Source organism: Kineosporia sp. R_H_3 (genome assembly GCF_002198675.1).
GTDB lineage: Bacteria > Actinomycetota > Actinomycetes > Actinomycetales > Kineosporiaceae > R-H-3.
Genome location: NZ_MWLL01000191.1, coordinates 75,792 through 95,611, shown reverse-complemented (window position 1 = coordinate 95,611; position 19,820 = coordinate 75,792). Strand labels below are relative to the sequence as shown.

At 72.5% G+C, this 19,820-nt stretch carries 19 protein-coding genes; 8 read left to right on the top strand and 11 right to left on the bottom strand.

The features are described from left to right. Positions 1-111: 111 nt before the first annotated feature. Both ECOMGDLI_RS23100 and ECOMGDLI_RS23095 read left to right on the top strand, forming a co-directional pair. Entirely contained in the window at positions 112-465 is a 354-nt protein-coding gene (locus ECOMGDLI_RS23100; protein ID WP_088319203.1) for an STAS domain-containing protein, read from the top strand. Then, complete coding sequence (locus ECOMGDLI_RS23095; RefSeq protein ID WP_088319202.1) at positions 462-968, top strand: hypothetical protein; 507 nt, start codon at positions 462-464, stop codon at positions 966-968. Before ECOMGDLI_RS23100 ends, ECOMGDLI_RS23095 begins: the two co-directional genes overlap by 4 nt. A gap of 48 nt (positions 969-1,016) precedes the next feature. On the opposite strand, the gene ECOMGDLI_RS23090 is transcribed toward ECOMGDLI_RS23095, so the two are convergent. The 6 genes from ECOMGDLI_RS23090 to ECOMGDLI_RS23065 all read right to left on the bottom strand — a co-directional run bounded on the left by ECOMGDLI_RS23090 (position 1,017) and on the right by ECOMGDLI_RS23065 (position 7,527). Beyond that, complete coding sequence (locus ECOMGDLI_RS23090; protein WP_088319201.1) at positions 1,017-1,286, bottom strand: hypothetical protein; 270 nt, start codon at positions 1,284-1,286, stop codon at positions 1,017-1,019. A gap of 118 nt (positions 1,287-1,404) precedes the next feature. Then, positions 1,405-2,796, bottom strand: a complete 1,392-nt coding sequence (locus tag ECOMGDLI_RS23085) for a DUF2254 domain-containing protein (protein WP_088319200.1) — start codon at positions 2,794-2,796, stop codon at positions 1,405-1,407. A gap of 63 nt (positions 2,797-2,859) precedes the next feature. After that, on the bottom strand, positions 2,860-3,303 hold the full coding sequence (locus tag ECOMGDLI_RS23080) for a PRC-barrel domain-containing protein (RefSeq protein ID WP_088319199.1): 444 nt from the start codon (positions 3,301-3,303) through the stop codon (positions 2,860-2,862). Positions 3,304-3,427: 124 nt separating this feature from the next. Continuing rightward, positions 3,428-5,002 (bottom strand): Na+/H+ antiporter, encoded by a 1,575-nt coding sequence (locus ECOMGDLI_RS23075; protein ID WP_088319198.1) that lies wholly within the window; start codon positions 5,000-5,002, stop codon positions 3,428-3,430. A 15-nt stretch (positions 5,003-5,017) separates the two neighbouring features. Next, positions 5,018-6,640, bottom strand: a complete 1,623-nt coding sequence (locus ECOMGDLI_RS23070; protein ID WP_088319197.1) for an ABC transporter permease — start codon at positions 6,638-6,640, stop codon at positions 5,018-5,020. Then, entirely contained in the window at positions 6,637-7,527 is an 891-nt protein-coding gene (locus tag ECOMGDLI_RS23065) for an ABC transporter ATP-binding protein (RefSeq protein WP_088319196.1), read from the bottom strand. Before ECOMGDLI_RS23065 ends, ECOMGDLI_RS23070 begins: the two co-directional genes overlap by 4 nt. Before the next feature lie 54 nt (positions 7,528-7,581). On the opposite strand from ECOMGDLI_RS23065, the gene ECOMGDLI_RS23060 reads away from it, so the two are divergent. Both ECOMGDLI_RS23060 and ECOMGDLI_RS23055 read left to right on the top strand, forming a co-directional pair. Next, a complete protein-coding gene (locus tag ECOMGDLI_RS23060; RefSeq protein ID WP_143447870.1) occupies positions 7,582-8,046 on the top strand; it encodes a GbsR/MarR family transcriptional regulator in 465 nt (154 codons plus the stop codon). Positions 8,047-8,155: 109 nt separating this feature from the next. Continuing rightward, a complete protein-coding gene (locus ECOMGDLI_RS23055) occupies positions 8,156-9,241 on the top strand; it encodes a diguanylate cyclase (protein WP_088319194.1) in 1,086 nt (361 codons plus the stop codon). A gap of 23 nt (positions 9,242-9,264) precedes the next feature. On the opposite strand, the gene ECOMGDLI_RS23050 is transcribed toward ECOMGDLI_RS23055, so the two are convergent. The 4 genes from ECOMGDLI_RS23050 to ECOMGDLI_RS23035 all read right to left on the bottom strand — a co-directional run bounded on the left by ECOMGDLI_RS23050 (position 9,265) and on the right by ECOMGDLI_RS23035 (position 13,789). Next, a complete protein-coding gene (locus ECOMGDLI_RS23050; protein ID WP_143447869.1) occupies positions 9,265-10,575 on the bottom strand; it encodes a VanW family protein in 1,311 nt (436 codons plus the stop codon). A gap of 86 nt (positions 10,576-10,661) precedes the next feature. Then, a complete protein-coding gene (locus ECOMGDLI_RS23045) occupies positions 10,662-11,030 on the bottom strand; it encodes a hypothetical protein (protein ID WP_088319192.1) in 369 nt (122 codons plus the stop codon). Positions 11,031-11,078: 48 nt separating this feature from the next. Next, positions 11,079-12,758 (bottom strand): alpha-amylase family protein, encoded by a 1,680-nt coding sequence (locus ECOMGDLI_RS23040; protein WP_088319191.1) that lies wholly within the window; start codon positions 12,756-12,758, stop codon positions 11,079-11,081. After that, positions 12,755-13,789 (bottom strand): TIGR03885 family FMN-dependent LLM class oxidoreductase, encoded by a 1,035-nt coding sequence (locus tag ECOMGDLI_RS23035; protein ID WP_088319190.1) that lies wholly within the window; start codon positions 13,787-13,789, stop codon positions 12,755-12,757. Before ECOMGDLI_RS23035 ends, ECOMGDLI_RS23040 begins: the two co-directional genes overlap by 4 nt. A 444-nt stretch (positions 13,790-14,233) precedes the next feature. Between ECOMGDLI_RS23035 and rsgA the strand changes: the two genes are divergently transcribed. Next, entirely contained in the window at positions 14,234-15,139 is a 906-nt protein-coding gene (rsgA, locus tag ECOMGDLI_RS23030; protein WP_198955111.1) for a ribosome small subunit-dependent GTPase A, read from the top strand. Between the two features lie 224 nt (positions 15,140-15,363). Here rsgA and ECOMGDLI_RS23025 read toward each other — a convergent pair whose 3' ends face one another. Continuing rightward, complete coding sequence (locus ECOMGDLI_RS23025; RefSeq protein WP_088319189.1) at positions 15,364-16,380, bottom strand: LacI family DNA-binding transcriptional regulator; 1,017 nt, start codon at positions 16,378-16,380, stop codon at positions 15,364-15,366. Positions 16,381-16,560: 180 nt separating this feature from the next. On the opposite strand from ECOMGDLI_RS23025, the gene ECOMGDLI_RS23020 reads away from it, so the two are divergent. From ECOMGDLI_RS23020 to ECOMGDLI_RS23010, 3 genes are read left to right on the top strand one after another with little or no spacing between them, the layout of a single operon-like run. After that, positions 16,561-17,919, top strand: a complete 1,359-nt coding sequence (locus ECOMGDLI_RS23020; protein WP_088319188.1) for an ABC transporter substrate-binding protein — start codon at positions 16,561-16,563, stop codon at positions 17,917-17,919. Next, positions 17,916-18,881, top strand: coding sequence for a carbohydrate ABC transporter permease (locus ECOMGDLI_RS23015; RefSeq protein WP_198955110.1), 966 nt, complete (start codon positions 17,916-17,918; stop codon positions 18,879-18,881). Before ECOMGDLI_RS23020 ends, ECOMGDLI_RS23015 begins: the two co-directional genes overlap by 4 nt. A gap of 2 nt (positions 18,882-18,883) precedes the next feature. After that, the gene (locus ECOMGDLI_RS23010) at positions 18,884-19,717 is read left to right on the top strand and encodes a carbohydrate ABC transporter permease (protein ID WP_088319187.1); all 834 of its coding nucleotides are present in this window, start codon (positions 18,884-18,886) and stop codon (positions 19,715-19,717) included. Positions 19,718-19,820: the final 103 nt, after the last annotated feature.

Sequence of the window (19,820 nt, the reverse complement as noted above, 5' to 3'; positions counted from 1 at the left end):
ACGTTTCGTCATGGAACCGCAAAGTCCTCGACCGGGGGATCGTCATGCCGGCGCGGCACAGTCGGGACGACGCGAGGGGCCGGCGCAGGCCGGTCGAAAGGGGCGCTGCTCATGACTGCGGGAGTCGTCGTTCTGGCCCGGCACGACCAGGAGGTCGTGGTGCGGCTCGGCGACGAGGACCTGCCGTCCGGGCTGGCCGACCTGCGCTGGCACCTCGCCGACCACGTCCTGTGCGGTGCCAGGTCCCTGACGGTCGACGTCTCGGGCCTGGGTCGGTTGTCGTCGCCCGCGGTCGCCGTTCTGCTGCGCGCCAAACGCTTCTGCCGCGTTCGCGGCGGCACGGTCACCCTGCGCGCGCCGTCGTCCGGCGTGCTCCGCATGCTGCGCACGTCGGGTCTGGCCGAGGTGTTCGCCATCGAACGGATGACGCCGTCCGGGCCGGTCCCGGCCGGGGTCCCGGCGTGAGCGCCGTCGCGACGGCGCCGCCGGACGGTCGTGCCCGGCACGTGGTCCGTCGGCTGCCGGCCCCGTGGACCGTGCACCTGTGGGGCGCCCCACGGGTGGCCGCCGACGCCTTCCGGTACACCGGCGGCGTCCTGTACCGGAGCGAGGTCGGCGGTGGGACGGCGGTCGAGCTGCTGACCGACGGCACGCTCAACGTGTGGTGCCGTTGCGCACCACCGGTCGTCCACCTGAGGGCGTCCGGGACCCGCGCCCTCGTGCCGGACACCGGGCACGGCGCCGCGACCGCTCTCGTGGAGCCCGGCGACCTCGCGGTGGTGGCCTCCTGCCACCTGCTGCAGGAGGCGCCCGCGGCGATGGCGGCCGTGACGGGCCTGCTGGGGGAGCGGATCGGCGACGGCGTGACCGACGAGGTCGTCGCCGCGATCGACGCGCTCCTCGCGGACACCCGGTCCGCCGAGCCGTCGCTCGCCGTCATCGTGAACGACCCGTCACGGCCCGGCTGAGCCGGGGAGCGGCGGCCCGCCCTGTGCCGACGAGCCGCCGCCCCGGGCTCAACGGCGCAGCGGCTCGACGTACCGGCCGTCGACGTGCAGCGCGCTGCGCGCCCCGAACCCTGCGTAGGCGAAGGCCACGCTGACCTGCCCCTGATGCTCGCCCAGTGGCACGGGCAGTTCCTGCCGCAACAGGATGAGCCGGCCCGTCCTCGTCGGCACGCCGTCGACCGAGACGACGACCTTGCCGGTCATCGTGCTGTGGGTCACCTCGATCTCGCGCTCCCGGCCGTCGACCGTGACCCGCCACGTGTTGTCCGCCTCGCTCACGTCGCCCTCCTGTCGTCGTCCGCGTCCTTCGCGGCCCGGCCAGGCACATACCCCGCAGGGCCCGCGGAAGCACATGACGATCCTGTGACGGGCAGCCCGTGAGGCATCGCCGCCGTCGTCACACGTGAGTGCGGTGCCCGAACCCTCTCGGCTCACCGGAGGCGTCGAGTCCGGCGGATTCGATCCCGTCGGCGGCGCGGTCGCAGAGCTCGTGCAGGTACTGCCGCGCGGGTTCCTGCGGCGCCGCCTCGTCGACGGTCCCGCGCAGGCGTCCGAGCCAGGCCCGGACGGTGATCCTCTGCCCGGGCGTCGTCGAGGCACGCCCCACCTCGTCGAGGCCGGACGCCAGCGCGGCGAGGACCTGCGGGTCCGTGCTGCCGTAACGCAGCGGTTGCTCGAATCCGAGGGTCATGAGCTCGGCGAACGACGGCCTCGCGACGACCGCGCGGACGTCGCCGTCGTCGTCGTGGAGGACGAGCGGGCCGCACTCCCGGCCTGCGAGATCGACCAGGAGCGCCCCTGCCCAGCCGAGCGCGTGCACCGCCGTCGTCGGGTCGTTGACACCCGGCGACAGCGCGCGGACGGCGACGTCGACGATCTGACGCAGACCGAAGGCCGGGTCCTGCACCGCCGTCCGTTCGTCCTCGATCGTGAGGGCGCGGGCTGCGGCGGTCGCGAGCTCCTCCTCATCGGCGTCGGCGTCGGCGTGCACCCGTCCCACCGTGGCCCCGGCCACCACGAAGCTGCCCACCGGCGTCTGCAGCGCGACCAGTCCTCGCTGTTCGCGGGCCGCCGAGCGGAGCTCCTGCTGCCCGACGGCGGTCAGGAAGCCGCTGCGCGGGGCGAGGACCGGGCGGCCGGGCGACGTCGGCCGCGGTTCCTCGTGCGGCTCCTGCGACGCCGGGTGCGGGTACACCCGCCGGATGACGCCCAGCGACTCCTCGTGGACGCGCGCGAGCACCGTCTCCACCCGGATCTCGCGCGCCAGGTGGGCGAGGAAGAGCGCCAGCGTGACGACGCTGGCCAGGGTGAGCCCGACCGCGACCGTCACCGACAACCTCGGGATGAACACCTCGTCCACCACCGAGTCGGTGTCCCTGGACCGCACGACGCGCAGCACCGCCAGCGCGTAGGTGAAGGTGGCCAGGAACAGCCCGAGGGTCACCTGGACGACGCCGTCGCGGGTGAACGTCCGCAGCAGCCGGGGCGAGTACTGGCTGCTGGCGAGCTGGAGCGTCACGACGGTGAGCGAGAAGATCAGCGAGGTGGCGGTGACGAGGGACCCGGCGATCGTCGACAGGACGGCGCGGGCCGCGTCGGCGCCGCCGCCGAACAGGTGCAGCGCGGCGCCGTTGCCGCCGGCCGACGTCTGCCACGCACGGTCGACGCGCGGCAGCAGGACACCGAGGACGACGGCGGCCAGGATGCCGATCACGGGGACCGGCCACAGCCGGGTCCGCAGGTCGTCGACCCGGCCGCGGACCCGGGCGGCTGCTCCTGAAACGCTCATGCCGCGACGGTACGCGTGGCCCGGCCCCGGGGCAGCGGCACCCGGACCGTCCTGCGGTCGCCCTCAGAGGCGCGGGTGCTCCCGCGGGCCGCTCCGCAGCACGGGTAGTTCCGGGTAGGCGTAGCCGCCGGCCCAGAACGGCATCCACCCGTAGAAGCCGTACAGCGACTCGTAGTAACCGATCTCGTCGGTCATGTCCGGGTCGTAGACGGGCGCGCCGGCCACACGTTCCTGGTCGACGTCGACGTGCACGGCGTCCTCGTCGATCGCGGTGACCGCCTCGACGGGCACCAGCGACGCCGAGGCCCCGAAGCCGAGGAGTCCACCGTGGGTGATGCGCAGGAAGTGGACGCGCGTGGTCCCGTCGTCCACGAGCAGCTCGTCGACGGTCCCGAGATCCTCGCCCGCGCTGTCCAGGACGGTCATCCCGCGCACGTCCTCGGCCGGGTCGGCCACCGTCCTCCCGGTGTCGCCGAGCGGCCTCAGAGTGGTCGGTGTCTTCTCCATCGTTCCTCCTTCGTCCGGGCGACGCCCCGTGACGGGGCGTCCCCACGACCGTGCCCGGAACCCGGCGTCTTCCAACCACGTGGCCGCATGACGATCCGATGACGCCCGAGGAGCGAGCGTGCTGTCAGCCGCCCGTCCGGGCGGCGCGGACCTCGATCTCGTGGAGGACCTCGTCTGCGGCGCCCGGGCTCACCTCGCCTCGGGCGCGTGCGGTGAGGACGACGTCGCGCTCGGCGGCGGTCGCGGTGGCGAGCGTCCGGGTGAGGCGCTCGTCGACGTCCGGTCCGCCGTCCGTGTCGTCGCCGGACGAGCCGGACCGCAGCCCGTCGAGGACGTCCTGGGCCTCGAGGCGGCCCTCGTACTGGAGGATCGCGGCGCGGCAGGCCGCGTCGGCGGGCTCGCCGGCGTGGTCGCGCAGCCGGTCGAGGGCGGCGGTCAGGGCTGCCCGGCGCAGCCGCGCGACCTCGGCACGCTCGTCGGCCTCGACGCCGACACCGAGCCGCCGCACGAGCCCGGTCAGGGTGAGTCCCTGGGCGACGAGGGTGACGAGCACGCAGGCGAGCCCGACGAGGACGACGCTCTCGCGCCACTCGAGCGGACTGCCGTCGTCCGCTGCCGTCGGCAGGGCGAGCGCCGTGGCGACGGTGACGATGCCGCGCATACCGGCCCACGAGACGACGGCGGTCTCGCGCCAGCCGTAGGGCAGCGTGCGGTCCCGGCGCCGGGCGGTGCGGCGTGCGAGGGCGACGGACGGGAAGACCCAGAGCGGCCGGAAGAGCACGACGGAGCTGACGACCGCGACGGCGAGCCAGACCGTCGAGGCGTCGGTGCTCGAGTGCTCGATGACGGTCGTCAGCTCGAACCCGACGAGCACGAAGACGAGGCCGGTGACCGCGAAGTCCGCGTAGTCCCAGACCGAGCGGCCGAGCAGCCAGCCGCGGGCGGTGAGGGCGGCGTGCCCGTAGGACCGCAGGTACAGCCCGAGGGCGAGGACGGCGAGAACCCCCGAGCCGCGCAGGTGCTCGGCTCCCAGATAGGCCACGAACGGCGCAGCGAGCGTCACCGTCGTCTCGGGGGCGGCGTCGTGGAGGGCCGCGAGCGCCACCTTGGTGAGCCAGCCGACGAGCAGCCCGGCGGCGAGCCCGACGACGAGTGCCAGCAGCAGCTCGGCGGCGACGCCGCCCGCGGTCAGCTCGCCGGTCACGGCGACGGCGACGGTGACCTTGTAGAGCACGAGGGCGGTGGCGTCGTTGAACATCCCCTCGCCCTCGAGGACGGTCACCATGCCTTCGGGGAGCCGCAGCCGGCGGGCGACCGCGGTCGCCGCGACCGGGTCCGGCGGTGACACGATCGCGCCGAGGACGGCGGCCGCCTGCCACGGCAGCCCGGCCAGGTGGGCGACGACGGCGGCGACGCCGGCCGTCGCCAGCGTGAGCCCGACGGCGAGCAGGAGGACGGCGCGGGCCTGCTCGCGGAACTGGCCGACCGTCGTCCGCTGGGTGGCCGCGAACAGCAGCGGCGGCAGGACGACGGGCAGCACGAGGTCGGCGTCCACCGACAGCTCGGGCAGGGCGGGCACAAGGGCCAGGACGAGCCCGTAGAGCAGCAGGAGGATGGGCTGCGGGACCGAGATGCGGTCCGCGACAGGGGTGAGGACGACGACGCCGGCGATGAGCAGGGCGACGAGGAGCAGAGCCATGGTGAGCCAGTCTCCTCAGCCGGGGACGACGGCGCGACGCCGGAAGCCCCAGGTGCCGAGCAGCACCAGAGTGGCAGCCACGGCCACCTCAACGAGCAGCGGTGCAGGGGCGAACGCGTCGACCGGCACCTGGGACAGGTGCCAGAACGGGGAGGCGGCGTCGACCCAGTCGGGCAGCCGCACGGTGCCGCCGAGCAGGACCTGGAAGAACACGAACGCGATGACCGCCCATGCCGCAGCCGACCAGCGGGGGAGCATCCCGGCGAGGGCGAACGCGACCGCCCCGACGAGCAGCACCGCCGGGGTGTAGCTCAGCTGCCCGGCGACCTGGCTCGCGACCCGGTCCCAGCGGCCGCTGCCGAGGGCGTAACCGACGCCCAGCCCGAGGCCCGTCGACGTCGCGATCGCCAGGACACCGAACGCGGTGACGCTCACCGTGGCGCTCACCCATCTGGTGCGGCTCAGCCCGGTGGAGAGCAGAAGCTCGGCCCGGCCGGACTCCTCCTCGGCGCGCAGCCGCAGGACGGAGGCGACGGCGAACCCGGTCGAGACCACGGCCATGAAGACGAAGACGTAGCGCAGGAAGGCGTCGACCAGTGCCTGCTCGACGTCCCCGGTCGCACCGATCACGGACGCGATGTCGGGGTTGGACTCCACGAGGTCCGGGATCGTGGGCAGCACGGCACCGTAGACCAGACCCAGGGCGGCAAGCCCGGCCGCCCAGCCGACGACGAGTCCGCGCTGCTGCCGGAACGCCAGCCCGACAGGGGTTCCGAGCGCACGGGAGGCGCGGGCGCGGCCGGGTCGCGGCTGCAGCAGGCCGCCGGCGAAGTCACGGTGCGCGGTGAGGAGGGCCGCGAGCCCCAGCAGGGCGGCGGTGAGGGCGAGGAGCGGCAGGACCGGCCAGGCCCTCTCGGCGCCGAAGGCGTCCATCCGCTGGGCCCAGCCGAACGGGGAGGCCCAGACGAGGGCGTTGTCCTGCACCGCGCCGACGCCGCGCACGAGGTAGCCGGCGGCGATCGCTGCGCCGGTCAGGCCGAGCGCACCCCGGGCGGACGCCGACAGCTGGGCGGCCACGAGGGTGACGGCGGCGTAGCACAGCCCGAGCAGGGCCAGCCCGAGGCCGTACGTCGCGGAGCCGAGGGTGTCCAGGCCGACCGAGAGCATGGCGGCCGTCGTGAGCAGCCCGACGAGCAGGGCGGCGGTGACGCCGTGGACGAGGCCGGCGAGGGTGGCCGCGTGCCGGCCGACGACGGTGGACCGGAGCAGCTCGGCGCGGCCGCTCTCCTCCTCTGCACGGGTGTGCCGGACGACGAGGAACATGACCATCAGGCAGATGCCGAGCTGCGCGACCTGGGAGACCTCGTTGGCGACGATCCCGCCGAGGGTGTCGATCCCTGCCTGGCGTCCGGACATGAGATAGCTGACCGGGCTGGTGCCGACCGCGCTCGCGTAGCCGGCGACCTTCGCCGGCGTGTCGTACACGGTCGGGACGGCGAGGGCGGAGCTCGTGATCATGCCGCCGAGGCCGAGCAGCCACAGCGGCAGCCGGACCCTGTCGCGACGCAGGATCAGCCGCAGGAGGTGCCGGGTGCCCGCGAACGAGCCGGTCACGGTGCCGGTTGCCGGCCGGGTCACGCCGTCACCTGCTCCCCGTAGTGGCGCAGGAACAGCTCCTCGAGCGTGGGTGGGTGGGCGGTGAGCGACTGCACGCCGAGCCCTGCCAGGTGCGCGAGCACGGCGTCGAGCCGGTCGGAGTCGACGTCGAAGGTCGCCCGACCGTCGTGGGACCGCACGTCGTGGACGCCGGGCAGGTCACCGACACCGTCGGCGGGGCGGGTGGTCTGCACCGTGACGGTGGTCCGGGTGAGGTGCCTCAGCTCGTCCAGGGTGCCGGTCTGGGCGACCCGGCCGGCGCGGATGATGCTGATCCGGTCCGAGAGCGCCTCCGCCTCGGCGAGGATGTGCGAGCTGAGCAGCACGGTGACGCCCTCGCGCTTGAGCTCGGTGACCGAGCGCTGGAACTCGGCCTCCATCAACGGGTCCAGCCCTGAGGTCGGCTCGTCGAACAGGTACAGCTCGGCCCGGCTCGCCAGCGCCGCGACCAGGGCCACCTTCTGCCGGTTGCCCTTGGAGTAGGTCCGGGCCTTCTTCGTGGGGTCCAGCTCGAACCGCTCGAGCATCGACGTGCGCCGCCGCTCGTCGAGGCCGCCGCGCATCCGCCCGAGCATGTCGACGACCTCGCCGCCGGTGAGGTTCGGCCACAGCGTGACGTCCCCGGGGACGTAGGCGATCCGGCGGTGCAGCTCCGGCGCCTGCCCCCACGGGTCGCCATCGAGGAGGCGGGCCGTGCCGACGTCCGGCTTGAGCAGCCCGAGCAGGACCCGCATCGTGGTCGACTTCCCGGCGCCGTTGGGGCCCAGGAAGCCGTGCACCTCGCCCCGGTCGACGCTCAGGGTGAGGCCGTCCAAGGCGCGGACGGACCCGAAGGACTTGACGACGTCGTGCAGCTCGATCGCGGACATCGCGTCAGCATCTCACGACCTTCACAAATTTGTGAATACAGTAAAGTACGGCTCGTGACCGATCTCGACCGGGCCGTGGAACGACTCGGCCAGACGCTGGAAGCCGTCGGCATCCCCCGGATGCCGGCGCGGGTCTTCGCCTTCGTCCTGGCAGACGACCAGGAGACCTACACCGCGGCAGAACTGGCCCGCGGCCTCGACGTGTCGCCGGCGGCGATCTCGGGCGCCGTCCGGTACCTCACGGACACCCACCTCGTCGTCCGGGAGCGCAACCCGGCCGGCCGCGGAGACCTGTTCCGTGTCAGGGACGGCGATATCTGGGGGACCATCCAGGCCTCGCGCGCGCCCCTGCTCGACCGGATCGTCGAACAGGTCCAGGAAGCCGTCGACCTGCTGCCGGAGGGGTCACCCGGCCGGGCGCGGGTGGAGGAGACCCGCGACTACTTCACCTTCGTCCGCGACGACGTCCAGCAGCTCACCCGACGCTGGAGGGACTGGTCCCGAACCCGGAGGGCCTGACGCCGGCCCGTCCTCCGACAGAGGGCGGGCCACATCCCCGGCCCGGGCGCGCCCACCTGCCGGGCTCCCCGGGGTCAAGCCGCTCCGCCGCGCTGTCGAAGGACTCACCGTGAAGGACCTTCGCGTCGCGGTGACGGCACAGAGCCGCCGTCTGGCGCGGATCTGGCACACCGACTTCACCGACCCGGTCGAGATGAGGCGGCTACGCGCGCGTGTGATGGCCGCGGCGGCGCTCCTCGGGCTGGTCTCTACGGCCGGTGGGGCCGCGGCGGCCCGCCCTGCCACCGGTTCGTTCTGGGCCGTGCAGGCGGCGATCGTGACGTACCTGCTGTGCTTGATCGCGTGGACGAGGCGCGGGCCACGCGCAGGGGACACCGAGTTCCTGCTGATGATCCTGGTCAGTCATGTGTTCGGGATGGTCTCCGTCGTGGTGGGCATCGGGCGGGGACAGGTGTCGGTCACGGCGCTCAGCCTCGTCAGCGTCGCGCTGATGGGTGGCGTCTTCTGCGGGCGCCGCCGCGACGTCGTCGTCCAGGCGCTCTTCGGCTCGGCGATGATCGCGTTGTCCGGGATGCTCGGCGGGGGTGGCCCGCACTGGCCGCAGGAGGTGTCGACGGGTGCGTTCGACCTGATCGCCGTCTCGGCCGTCGTCCGGCTGCTCCGGGACATGGCGGTGGCCGCCGTCCAGCGGGCCAAGCGCGGTGAGGTCACCGACCCGCTCACGGGGCTGGCCAACCGGCGCGGCCTCGAGCAGCAGGGTGCCCGCAGCTGGTCCACCCGGGCCCGGGAGCGCGCGCCGTTGGCGGTGCTCGTGATCGACGTCGACCACTTCAAGCGGGTCAACGACACCCAGGGGCATGCGGCGGGGGACGACATCCTGCGCCGGCTGGCCGACCTCATCGCGGCGAACATGCGGCACGAGGACGACGTCACCGTCCGGCTGGGCGGCGAGGAGTTCTTCGTGCTGTGCGCAGTGACCCCGGGCGAGGCGGTGCAGATCGCCGAGCGGCTGCGTGAACAGGTGGCCGCCGAGCTCGCGCCTGTGACGGTGAGCATCGGTGTCCACGAGACGTTCCCGGGCGCCGACGACCCGCTGCCCGACTCGCTGTGGACGGCGGTGGACGTCGCGGACCGGGCGCTGTACGTCGCCAAGAACGGCGGACGCAACCGCGTCGTCCTCGCCCTCCCCGCCTGACGGGCCTCGCCGGTGCCGGACAGCTAGCTCCTGCCCTTGTAGACGGCGCGCGCCTCCTTGGTGCTGACCTGCTCGCCCCCGTCGCGGACGACGCGGGTGACGACGATCGAGAACCCGCCGTCGGCCGTCGGCATGCGCGGGCCGGTGGTCGAGACGACCGTGCGGTCGCCGGTGTGGCCGTAGAGCGCGACGGTCACGGTCGTGCCGGTGGTGGCGGTGCGGACGAGGATCGGCGCGTCGGTGTCGTTCCGGAACTTCTGGTCGATCGAGTCGTAGTCCAGCGTCGCCTCGCGACCCGGCGGGTAGCGGGAGAAGTACTGGCTGTGCGGCGCGTGGGTGACGAGGTCGATACCGGCGAACCAGGTGGCGTTGTAGAGCGTGGTGGAGAACTGCGAGACGCCACCGCCGACCTGGTCCTCGGACTCGCCCTCGACGATCGCCGGGGCGGGCACGAAGCCGCGCTCGGCGGTCCGCCGGCCGGCGGTCCGGTTGAGGGAGAACTCGTCACCCGGCATGAGGACCGTGCCGTCGACGATCTCTGCCATCCGGTGGATGTTCGTCACCCGGGGCTGGCAGCAGGGGTGCGCCGTGGTGAAGGTGCCGATGAGCTGGTCGACCTCGCGGGCTTCGTCGGTGCTCAGTGTCGGCTGTGTGACCCGTACCTCGACCTCGGCCCGGGTGCGCAGGCCGTTCACCGCCGCGCGGACGGCGGTGAGTGCCCGGGCCGGGTCGACCTCCTGGCCCGTCCGCGCCTCGCCGACCTCGACGTCCGCGGGCCGGGGTGACCACGACGCGGTGCCCTGGGTGGTCATCACGGGCCGGGGCACCGGGGCCGTGACAGTGGCGTCCTTCGCCTCCCGGTCGAGCGGCGCGAGCCGCTCCGTGAGGTACGCCGTCGCCTTCTCCTCGTCGACCGTGACGACCGGGTCGAGGTCGCGCCGGGTGTCCTCGCGGCCCTGCCGCCAGCGACCGAGAAGCGTGTCCGGGGCGGTGGCGAGGAGCGCCCGCTCGGTCGCCCGGGCGTCGAGCGCGAACCCGGCCTCGCCGGGGTCCACGTCGATCTGCCCGTCGCCCGCGGTGAGGGTGATCGTCGCTGCCGCCTTCTCCGCGAGCGGTCCGCTGATCACCTCGCGTACCTCGGGCCGGGTCATGCCGCCGACGTCGATGCCTCCCACGGTCGTGCGCGGCGCAACCTCCGCCGGGATCGGCAGCATCCAGTTGGCTGCAGCGGCTACGGCGACCAGCAGCAGAAGCAGGCCGAGCACCCCGGCCACGATCAGCCCTGGCCGCCGCGGCGCCGGCCCCTGCTGGGAGAACGGCAGCACGTCACTCACGTCCCCACCGTCTCAGCCGTTCCGGTCGGCGTCGACACGAGTGCCCTGCCCGACCGGCGCGTGCGACCGGTGGCGCTCGCGACCCGTCAGCGTCGGAGGGCGTGCAGCAGAGCGACGGCGTGGTCCTCGTCGCGGCAGGGGACGACCCTGCTGCCGCCGCCGACGTTGCTGAAGCCGCGGGCCATGACCTGGACGATCCCGGACAGCCCGTAGACGAGGAACGTGCCGCGGCGGGGGCCGAACACGTCTCGGTTGAGCGTCTTCGCCCGGGTCAGGAACCGGGTGGACACGGCCATGCCCCGTGCGTCCGTGACCGTGGCGAGTCCTGCGGGTTCCTCGGCGATCCGTGCGGCGAGGTCCTCCAGCGTGGTGAGCATGTCGGCCTCGGGCAGCGCGGCCCATGCGACGTGGAGGTAACGCACCCCGTCGGCCTCGCGCCAGGACAGCCCGCTCATGTCATGTTGTCGGGCGGTCGCTCCGTGTTCTTGAGGCCCGGCCGGGCGTCACACCAGGCGGCGGCTCGCCGGGCCGACGACGCGCAGCCAGCGATACCCGTAGCCGTCGAGCGCCACCGACGCCGTCCCCTTCCCGTCCAGCGGTGTCGAGCCGACCTGCAGCAGGTCGACGAGCCGGTGCTCGTCGTCGCACCCGTCCAGGGTCAGCGGCACCGTGCAGGCGTCCGGTCCGAGGTTGTGCAGCGCCACGAGCGTGCCGTCACCCCAGGTGCACCGGTGCGCGAGCACCGACCGGTGCGGCTGGTCGAGCACCGCGAACTCGGCGCGGCCCAGTTCGGGGCACTCGCGGTAGCGCTGCACGAGACGGGTCATGAAGGCGAGCATCGAACCGGGATCGGCGCGCTGGTCGGCCACGTTGACGTGCTCGGGCGAGAAGGCGCCCTCGACCACGGGTGCCGTCAGGCGTGAGGGCGCACCCCGCGAGAAGCCGCCGTTGCGCCCCGAGGTCCACTGCATCGGCGTCCGGACGGCGGAGCGGCCGTCGAGCGCGAGGTTCTCGCCCATGCCGATCTCCTCGCCGTAGAAGAGCACCGGCGTGCCGGGCAGCGAGAAGAGCAGGCTGTAGATCATGCGCAGGCGGCGCGGGTCGCCGTCCACCATGGGAGGCAGGCGGCGGCGCAGGCCCCGCCCGTACACCTGCATGCTCTCCTCGGGACCGAAGGCGGCGAACACCTCGGCCCGCTCGTCGTCCGAGAGCTTGTCGAGGGTGAGCTCGTCGTGGTTGCGCACGAACGTGGCCCATTGGCAGTCCGGGGAGATCGGCGGGCGGGAGGCGAGGGCCTCCGCGAGCGGCGCGGCGTCCGCCCGGGCCAGCGAGAGGTAGAGCTTCTGCATGGCGATGAAGTCGAACTGCATCGTGAGCTCGTCGCCCGCCAGACCACCGAAGAACTCGGCCTGGCCCTCGTGCGGAAGGTTCACCTCGCCGAGGAGGATGCCGTCACCGCAGCGCCGGCCGAGGAAGGACCGCAGATCGCGAAGGTACGCGTGCGGATCGGGCAGCCGGGCGGCCTCGTCCTGCGGGATGCCCGCGGTCTCCAGCAGGAAGGGGACGGCGTCGACCCGGAACCCGGACAGGCCCAGCTCCAGCCAGAAACCCATCACCTTCGCGATCTCGTCGCGCACCGCCGGGTTCGAGACGTTCAGGTCGGGCTGGTGCTTGTAGAACCTGTGGAGGTAGTACTCGCCGGTCTTCTCGTCCAGTTCCCAGATGCTGTCCTCCTGGTCGGGGAAGACCACCTCCGCCGAGGTGTCCGGCGGCGGGTCGGAGCGCCACACGTAGTAGTCGCGGTACGGCGAGTCCTTGCTCGAACGGGCCGCTCGGAACCACGGGTGGCGGTCGGAGGTGTGGTTGACGACGAGGTCGACGATCACGCGCATGCCACGGTCGCGTGCGGTGCGGATCGCCTCGACGACGTCACCGTGGTGCCCGAGTCGCGGGTCGACGCCGTAGAAGTCGGTGATGTCGTACCCGTCGTCCTTCTCGGCCGTCGGGTAGAAGGGCATCAACCAGAGACAGGTCACCCCCAGCTCCTGAAGGTGGTCGAGCCGCTGCGCCAGCCCGGCGAAGTCGCCGACGCCGTCGTCGTTCCAGTCCATGAACGTCTCGGCGTCCAGGCAGTAGACGACGGCGTTCTTCCACCACGTGTCGCTGGTGTCGGTGATCCTCATACCGACACCTCCGGCCGCAGTGCGTCCGCGGCGCGTCGCCGTCCGGGGGCCGGCACGACGGGGGGCATGGGCTCCACTCCCAGCTGCGGCAGCACGTCCTTGCCGAAGGCGTCGACGAAGCCGTCCAGCTCCGTGCCGACGTGGTGCAGGTAGACGTCGTCGAACCCGAGGTCGACGAACTCGGCGATCCATCCGGCGTGCTGCCCGAGGTCGTCCGAGACCAGCACCGAGGTGTGCACCTGCTCCGATGTGACGTGCCCGGAGGCGATGTCGAAGTGGGCGGCGGTCTCCAGGTCCCAGCACACCGGTGGCGGGAAGACGTTGCTGCGCCACTGGTCGTGGGCGATCGCCTCGGCCTCGGCGAGCGTCGGGGCCCATGACAGGTGCACCTGCAGGGACAGCCGGCCACGGCCGTCCGCCTCGCGGTAGGCGTCGATCATGCGGCGCAGGTGGTCGTGCGGGGCGTTGACGGTGACCAGGCCGTCGGCCCAGCCCGCGGCCATGCGCGCCGTCCCCTCGCTGATGGCGGGACCGATCAGCGCAGGCGGGGTGTCGGGCCGGGTCCACAGGCGAGCACGGTCCACGGTCACCAGACCGTCGTGGCTCACCTCCTCGCCTGCGAAGAGGTCGCGCATGACGTCCACGCACTCCAGGAGGCGTTCGTTGCGCACGTCCTTGCGTGGCCATCCGTCGCCGGTGATGTGCTCGTTGGAGGCCTCACCCGAACCCAGCGCGACCCAGAAGCGTTGCGGGAACATCGCGGAGAGGGTCGCGGCGGCCTGCGCGACGATCGCCGGGTGGTACCGCTGACCCGGGGCGTTGACGACGCCGAACGGCAGGTCGGTGGTGGCGAGAGCAGCGCCCAGCCATGACCACGCGAAGGCCGACTGGCCCTGTCGCTCGCTCCAGGGGGAGAAGTGGTCGGAGCACATCGCCGCCGTGAAACCGGCGTCCTGCGCGCGTCGGACGGCCCGCAGAAGGGCTGTCGGGTGGACCTGCTCGTGGGAGGCGTGGATGCCGATGACGGTCACGACCTCGTGTCTACCAACACCTCTGGCAGTACGCGCGATCACGTGACCTCACCGGACGGGCGGAAGCCCGGGCTGACGGTCGAGGCGTATCGTTGAGGACGAGTTCGCGGATCGGATCCGAGCGTGGAAGGAGGACGAACGTGACTGTCATCGGTGGGTGCCCCGTGCCCGTTTCGTGGTCCCGTTCGTCATGCCCTCCGCTCGTGTAGCCGCCTCGGTCGAGGGAGGGCACCTCCGTCACGAGGAGATGTTCCCTTGACAGCTCAGAACGCCTCTCCTGATCACACGGTCCTTCCGCTCGCCGCGCTGGGCTGGGACGCCCGGGTCGAGGCCCGCCTCGCCGAGGCCGGGCTTCCCGGGGCTCGTCCGTCCGACGTCGTTGCCGAACCCCCTGCCGAAGCGCTCCCCGGCCGTGTGGTGCGCGTGGAGCGTGGCGGCTGTGCGGTGGCGCTCGCCGATGGCGAGCATGCGGCCCGCTCCACCCTCGCAGTGGCGGTCGGCGACTGGGTGGTCGTCCGCCGCCGCAGGGATGACCTGCTCGTCGGAGCCGTCGCGCCCCGCTGGTCGCAGCTGACCCGCCGCGACGCGGAGGGCCTCACCCAGGTCCTGGCCGCGAACATCGACATCGTGTTCATCACGGCACCGGCGGACAGGCTGTCGGCTGCGCGCGTCGAGCGCGAGACCGTGGTCGCCTGGGACAGCGGCGCCCAGCCCGTCGTGCTGCTCACCAAGTCGGACCTTGCCGAACCGGGACTGGTCGAGCAGCTGCGTGCGCGCCTCGTCGGCGTGGACGTCATCGCCACGAGCGCGGTGACCGGTGCGGGGGTGGACCGGGTTGCGGACGCACTGCGTCCGTGCCGCACTGCGGTGCTCCTGGGCCCGTCGGGTGCCGGCAAGTCGTCGCTGGCCAACACGTTGCTGGGGACCGACCGGCTCGCCGTGGGCGACGTCCGTGCCGGTGACCGGCGCGGGCGCCACACCACCAGCGTCCGACAGCTGCTCGCAGTACCCACCGGAGGTGTGCTGATCGACACTCCCGGTCTGCGCAGCCTCGCGCTGGCCGGCGGGGAGGGAGTCTCCTCCACGTTCCCCGACGTCGAGGCCCTCGCCGCCCGGTGCCGCTTCGCCGACTGCCACCACGAGCAGGAACCGGGCTGCGCAGTCGTGGCCGCGGTGGACGCCGGCGAGCTCGACGCCCGCCGGGTCGCCAACTACCACAAGCTCCGGCGGGAGCTGGACTTCCAGCTCCGCCGGGACGATCCCTTCGCCCGCAGCGAGGCCGAGCGACATCTGAAGATCCGGTCGAAGGCCGCGCGACGGATGTACCGCGACCGGGCGGACCGGCAGTAGTCCGGCACCCCTGCCCCGACCTCCGACAGCCGAGCCGAGTCGCACTACGGCTGACAGCGCCGTGGTGGCGGCTGCCGCGGCCGGACAGCAGGCGGCCTGGCAGCGCGTCGGCTGCGGCGCTCGACCCGCCATCGTCGACCTTCAGTCCGTCCCGAGGCGCGTCGTCCGCGGCATCGTCGAGATCGAGGTGGGCCGAGATCGCCCCGCCCGCTTGCCCGTCGCGGTCAGCGGCGGGGCGGGGCGGTGCTGCCGCGGACGACGAGCTCGGTGGGCAGGGTGACGGACTGGTCGACGTCCGGGGCGCCGGCGAGCAGCCCGAGGAGCATCTCGGCCGCCCGGACGCCCTGCTCGAACGCCGGTTGCCGCACGGTGGTGAGGTCGGTGAGGGCGGCCAGCGGGTGGTCGTCGATACCGACGACGGAGATGTCGCGCGGGATCTCCAGACCGGCGCGGCGGATGGTCCGGACGGCGCCGAGAGCGACCTCGTCGGAGTGCGCGTAGACCGCGGTGGGCGGGTGACGCAGGCTGAGCAGCCGGCTCATCGCCCGGGCCCCTTCCTCGCCGCCCCAGTCGCTGACCACGACGAGGTCGGGGTCGACCTCGATGCCGTTCTCGGCGAGCGCGGCGTAGTACGCGTCGGACCGCGGCGGCTTGAGGTCCGGCTGGTCGGGGTCCCGGGCCTCGAGCATGGCGATCCGGCGGTGGCCGAGGAAAGTCAGGTGGTCCACCGCTTGCCGTCCGGCGGCGTAGTCGTCGATCCGGACGAACGGGTAGGCGGCCGACTGGCCGCCGGCGGCGACGATGTGCACGCCCATCAGCTCGAGCCGGCGGCGCTCGTCCTCGTCGACCGGGAACGCGACGACGATGACGGCGTCGACCTTGCGCCGGGCCGGAAGGCGTTCGAAGAACGCATGCCGGTCCCGGACGGCACCGACGGGGTAGAGCAGCAGGTCGAGGTCGGCGTCCCGCAGGGCCGCGTGGATGCCCTCCGAGACCTCGCCGAAGAACCAGCGCGACAGGTGCGGGACGACGAGCGCGACCCGACCGGTTCTGCCGCTGGCCAGGCTCGCGGCGTCCGGCGACACGACGTAGTGCAGCCGGTCGGCGACCTCCAGCACCTTGGCGCGCGTCTCCGGCGCGACCTTGGCCGACCCGGACAGTGCCCGGGACGCGGTCCCCACGCCGACCCCGGCGAGGCGCGCGACGTCAGCCAGCGTCACCTTCTCGGTCGGCTGCGTCATGCCGCGAGTGTACGCGAATGGAAGGCCTTCCGCTTCGTCGAACCACAGGTCGTGTCGCTGGTCGGCAGAGTCTTGACACCGCAGGCAGCTTTGTTCACACTCTCGCAGTGGAAGCGGTTCCATAACCGCATCGGAACGGCCTTTCCCAGGGCCCGTCCCTTCAACGGCGCAGGAGGACACATGTCCCGGCAACACCTCGTCCGGCCGGCCCGCGCGGCCGTCGCCATCGCAGCGTTCGCCTCGCTCGCCACCGTCACGGCGTGCGGTGCCCCGGGCGCGTCGTCCGAGCCGGCCGCGACGACCGCGGCCACGTCGGCGGCGATCAGCACGCAGGCACCCACCAGCCCGGTGACGATCACGCTCTACGACGGTCAGGGCCTCAAGGGCGTCGACGACGCGCTCATCGCCGCGTTCACGAAGAAGTACCCGAACGTGACCGTGAAGGCGACGTACGACCCGGACAACGTGACGACGCAGAACCAACCGCGTCAGCTCGCGGCCGCCGAGCCGCCGGACCTCATCCGGGTCATCTCTGTCTCGTCCGGCGTCAAGAACGGCCTGCTCACGAACCTCGACCCCTACGCGGCCGCCTACGGGTGGGACAAGCTCCCCGCCTCGCAGCTCGCGCAGTTCCGCGCGAAGGACGGTGTCGCCGGCTCGGGCAACCTCTACGCCAAGCCGACCGGCTTCACGATGACAGGCCTCTACTACGACAAGGCCAACGCGGCGAAGATCGGCATGACGAATCCGCCGGCGTCGGTCGAGGAGCTCACCGCCCTCATGGCCAAGGCGAAGTCGGCCGGCCTCGTGCCGATGGTCGTGCACAACAAGGAGGGCGGCGGCGTCTTCCCGTTCCAGCTGCTGCTCAACTCGATGCTCGGCCCGGACAAGGTGGCCGCGTGGGTCTTCAACGCCCCCGACGCGACGATCGACACCCCCGAGGCCGTCAAGGCCGCGCAGCAGGTGGCGGACTGGAACAAGGCCGGCTACTTCCCCGACGGCGTCAACGGGCTCGATGCGAACGCCGCCGACGCACTCTTCGCCAGCGGCAAGGCCGTCTTCTTCCCGTGGGGCAACTGGGACGCCGCGAACATCGACAAGACGTTGCCGGGCAAGGCCGGCTTCATCCCGATGCCGCCGGCCACGGCGGGCGGCCAGGTCGGCGCGATGTCGGACGCAGCGACGGCGTTCGGCATCCCGGCCAAGGCGAAGAACAAGGACGCCGCCGCGCTGTTCCTCGACTTCCTCTCCAGCGACGAGGCACGTCAGATCGCCGTCGACAACGGCTTCATGCCGAGCGGCACCGACGACCAGGCGGCGCCGACGATCCCGGCCGGCTCGGTGAAGACCGACGTCGTCGCCGCCTTCAAGGCCGTGTCCGCCGCCGGCGGCCAGACGCCGTTCGTCCAGAACGCGACCGCGGGCATCTCCAACCAGGCATGGAACCCCGAGACGCAGCTGCTGCTGGGCGGCAAGTCCGACCCGCAGAAGTACGTGGCCAACATCCAGGCCAAGTACGCAAGCGAACTGGGTCGATGACCTCCCTCGACGGCATGACCGCCCCCGCCGCGCAGGCGGGGGCGGTCACCCCGGCCCGGCGCTCCTCCCGCCGGGCCGGGGCCGGCGCATCCGCCGCGCGCCGACGTGCCCGCTGGGCGGGGTGGCTCTTCGCGCTGCCCGCGCTCGTCATGTACGCCGTCTTCGAGCTCTACCCGGTGCTCACCGCCGTCCAGTACTCGTTCTACGACTGGGACGGCATCGGGGTCGCGACCCCGGCCGGTCTGCAGAACTACGTGCGGGTCTTCACCGAGCCGCAGCTCGTCGCCTCGATCTGGCACTCGTTCGCCCTCATCCTGTTCTTCAGCCTCCTGCCGGTGACCCTCGGCCTCGTCGTCGCCTCGATCACCCGCGAGATCCGCTCGCAGTTCGCGGGGGGCGTGGCCCGCACCCTGATGTTCCTGCCGCAGATCATCCCCGGCGCCGCCTCGGCCATCGCCTGGACGTGGATGTACTCCCCGGACGGCGCGGTGAACCAGCTGCTCTCCGCCGTCGGACTCGGCGCCCTCCGCACGGCCTGGCTCGGGGACTTCACCTGGGCGCTGCCCGCGGTCGGCATCATCGGCACCTGGCTCGCCACCGGCCTGTGCACGCTGCTCCTGCTCGCGGGTATCGGCAAGATCGACGCGAGCATCTACGAGGCGGCCCAGATCGACGGCGCCAACCGGATCCAGCAGTTCTTCGCCATCACGCTTCCCGGCCTGCGCAGCGAGATCGGCGTCTGCATCACCATCACGGTCATCGCGGCGCTGGCGAGCTTCGACGTCGTCTTCATGTCGACGCAGGGCGGCCCCGGCTACGCCACGACCGTCCCCGGGGTGCAGGTCTACCAGCTCGCCTTCACCGAGAACCGGGTCGGCCAGTCGTCCGCGCTCGCGGTCGTGCTGAGCCTGCTCGTCCTCGCCGTCATCCTTCCGCTGCAACGACTCTTCCGGGAGCGCTGACCATGGCGACCAGTCTCACCCGGCTTCGCGACACCGCACCCAAGACGGTCCTGCTCTCAGCGGCAGCCCTGTTCTCCGTCTTCCCGCTGCTGTCGATGCTGTCCGCCGCGCTCGCCCCGCAGGGCAGCGCCCCGGCCGGTATCTCGATCCCGCTCGACCCGCAGTGGCACAACTTCGTCGACGCCTGGAACGTCGCCAACATCACGACCCTCCTGGAGTCGAGCGCGATCCTCGTGGTCGGCGTCGTCCCGGTCGCGGTCCTCATCTCCGCGATGGCCGCCTACGCCATCGCGCAGCTGCGGATCCCCTTCGGCAGCGTCTTCTTCCTGCTGCTCGTGTTCGGGCTGACGCTGCCTTTCGAGATCGTCGTCGTCCCGCTCTACTACCAGATGCAGTCCCTCGGGCTGCTCAACACCCGGCTCGGACTGATCCTGCCGCTCATCGGGCTCAACATGCCGTTCGCGGTCTACTGGATGCGCACCCACTTCCAGTCGGTCCCGGCCGACATCACCGAGGCGTCGATGATCGACGGCGCCGGCAGCTGGACCGCGTTCCGGCACATCCAGCTGCCGCTCGCGATCCCCGCCCTGGCCTCGCTCGGCGTCCTCATGTTCCTCAGCACCTGGAACCAGTTCCTGCTCGCCATCGTGCTCATCGACGACCCGGACAAGCGCACCATGGCAGGTGCCCTGCAGGGCTTCGTCGGCGCGCACTCGACCGACGTCGTCCTGCTCAACGCCGGCGCCCTCATGATCATGGCGCCGACGATCCTCGTCTTCGTCGTCTTCCAGCGCTTCTTCGTGCGGGCCATGCTCGCCGGCGCCGTGAAGGGCTGACCGCCGCCCCAACGGGTACGACCACGAGACGTCCCGCCGCCGGCGCAACCGGTCCGTGCCGGCGGCGGGCCGACCACGCCCACCGACCGCCCACGCACCCAGG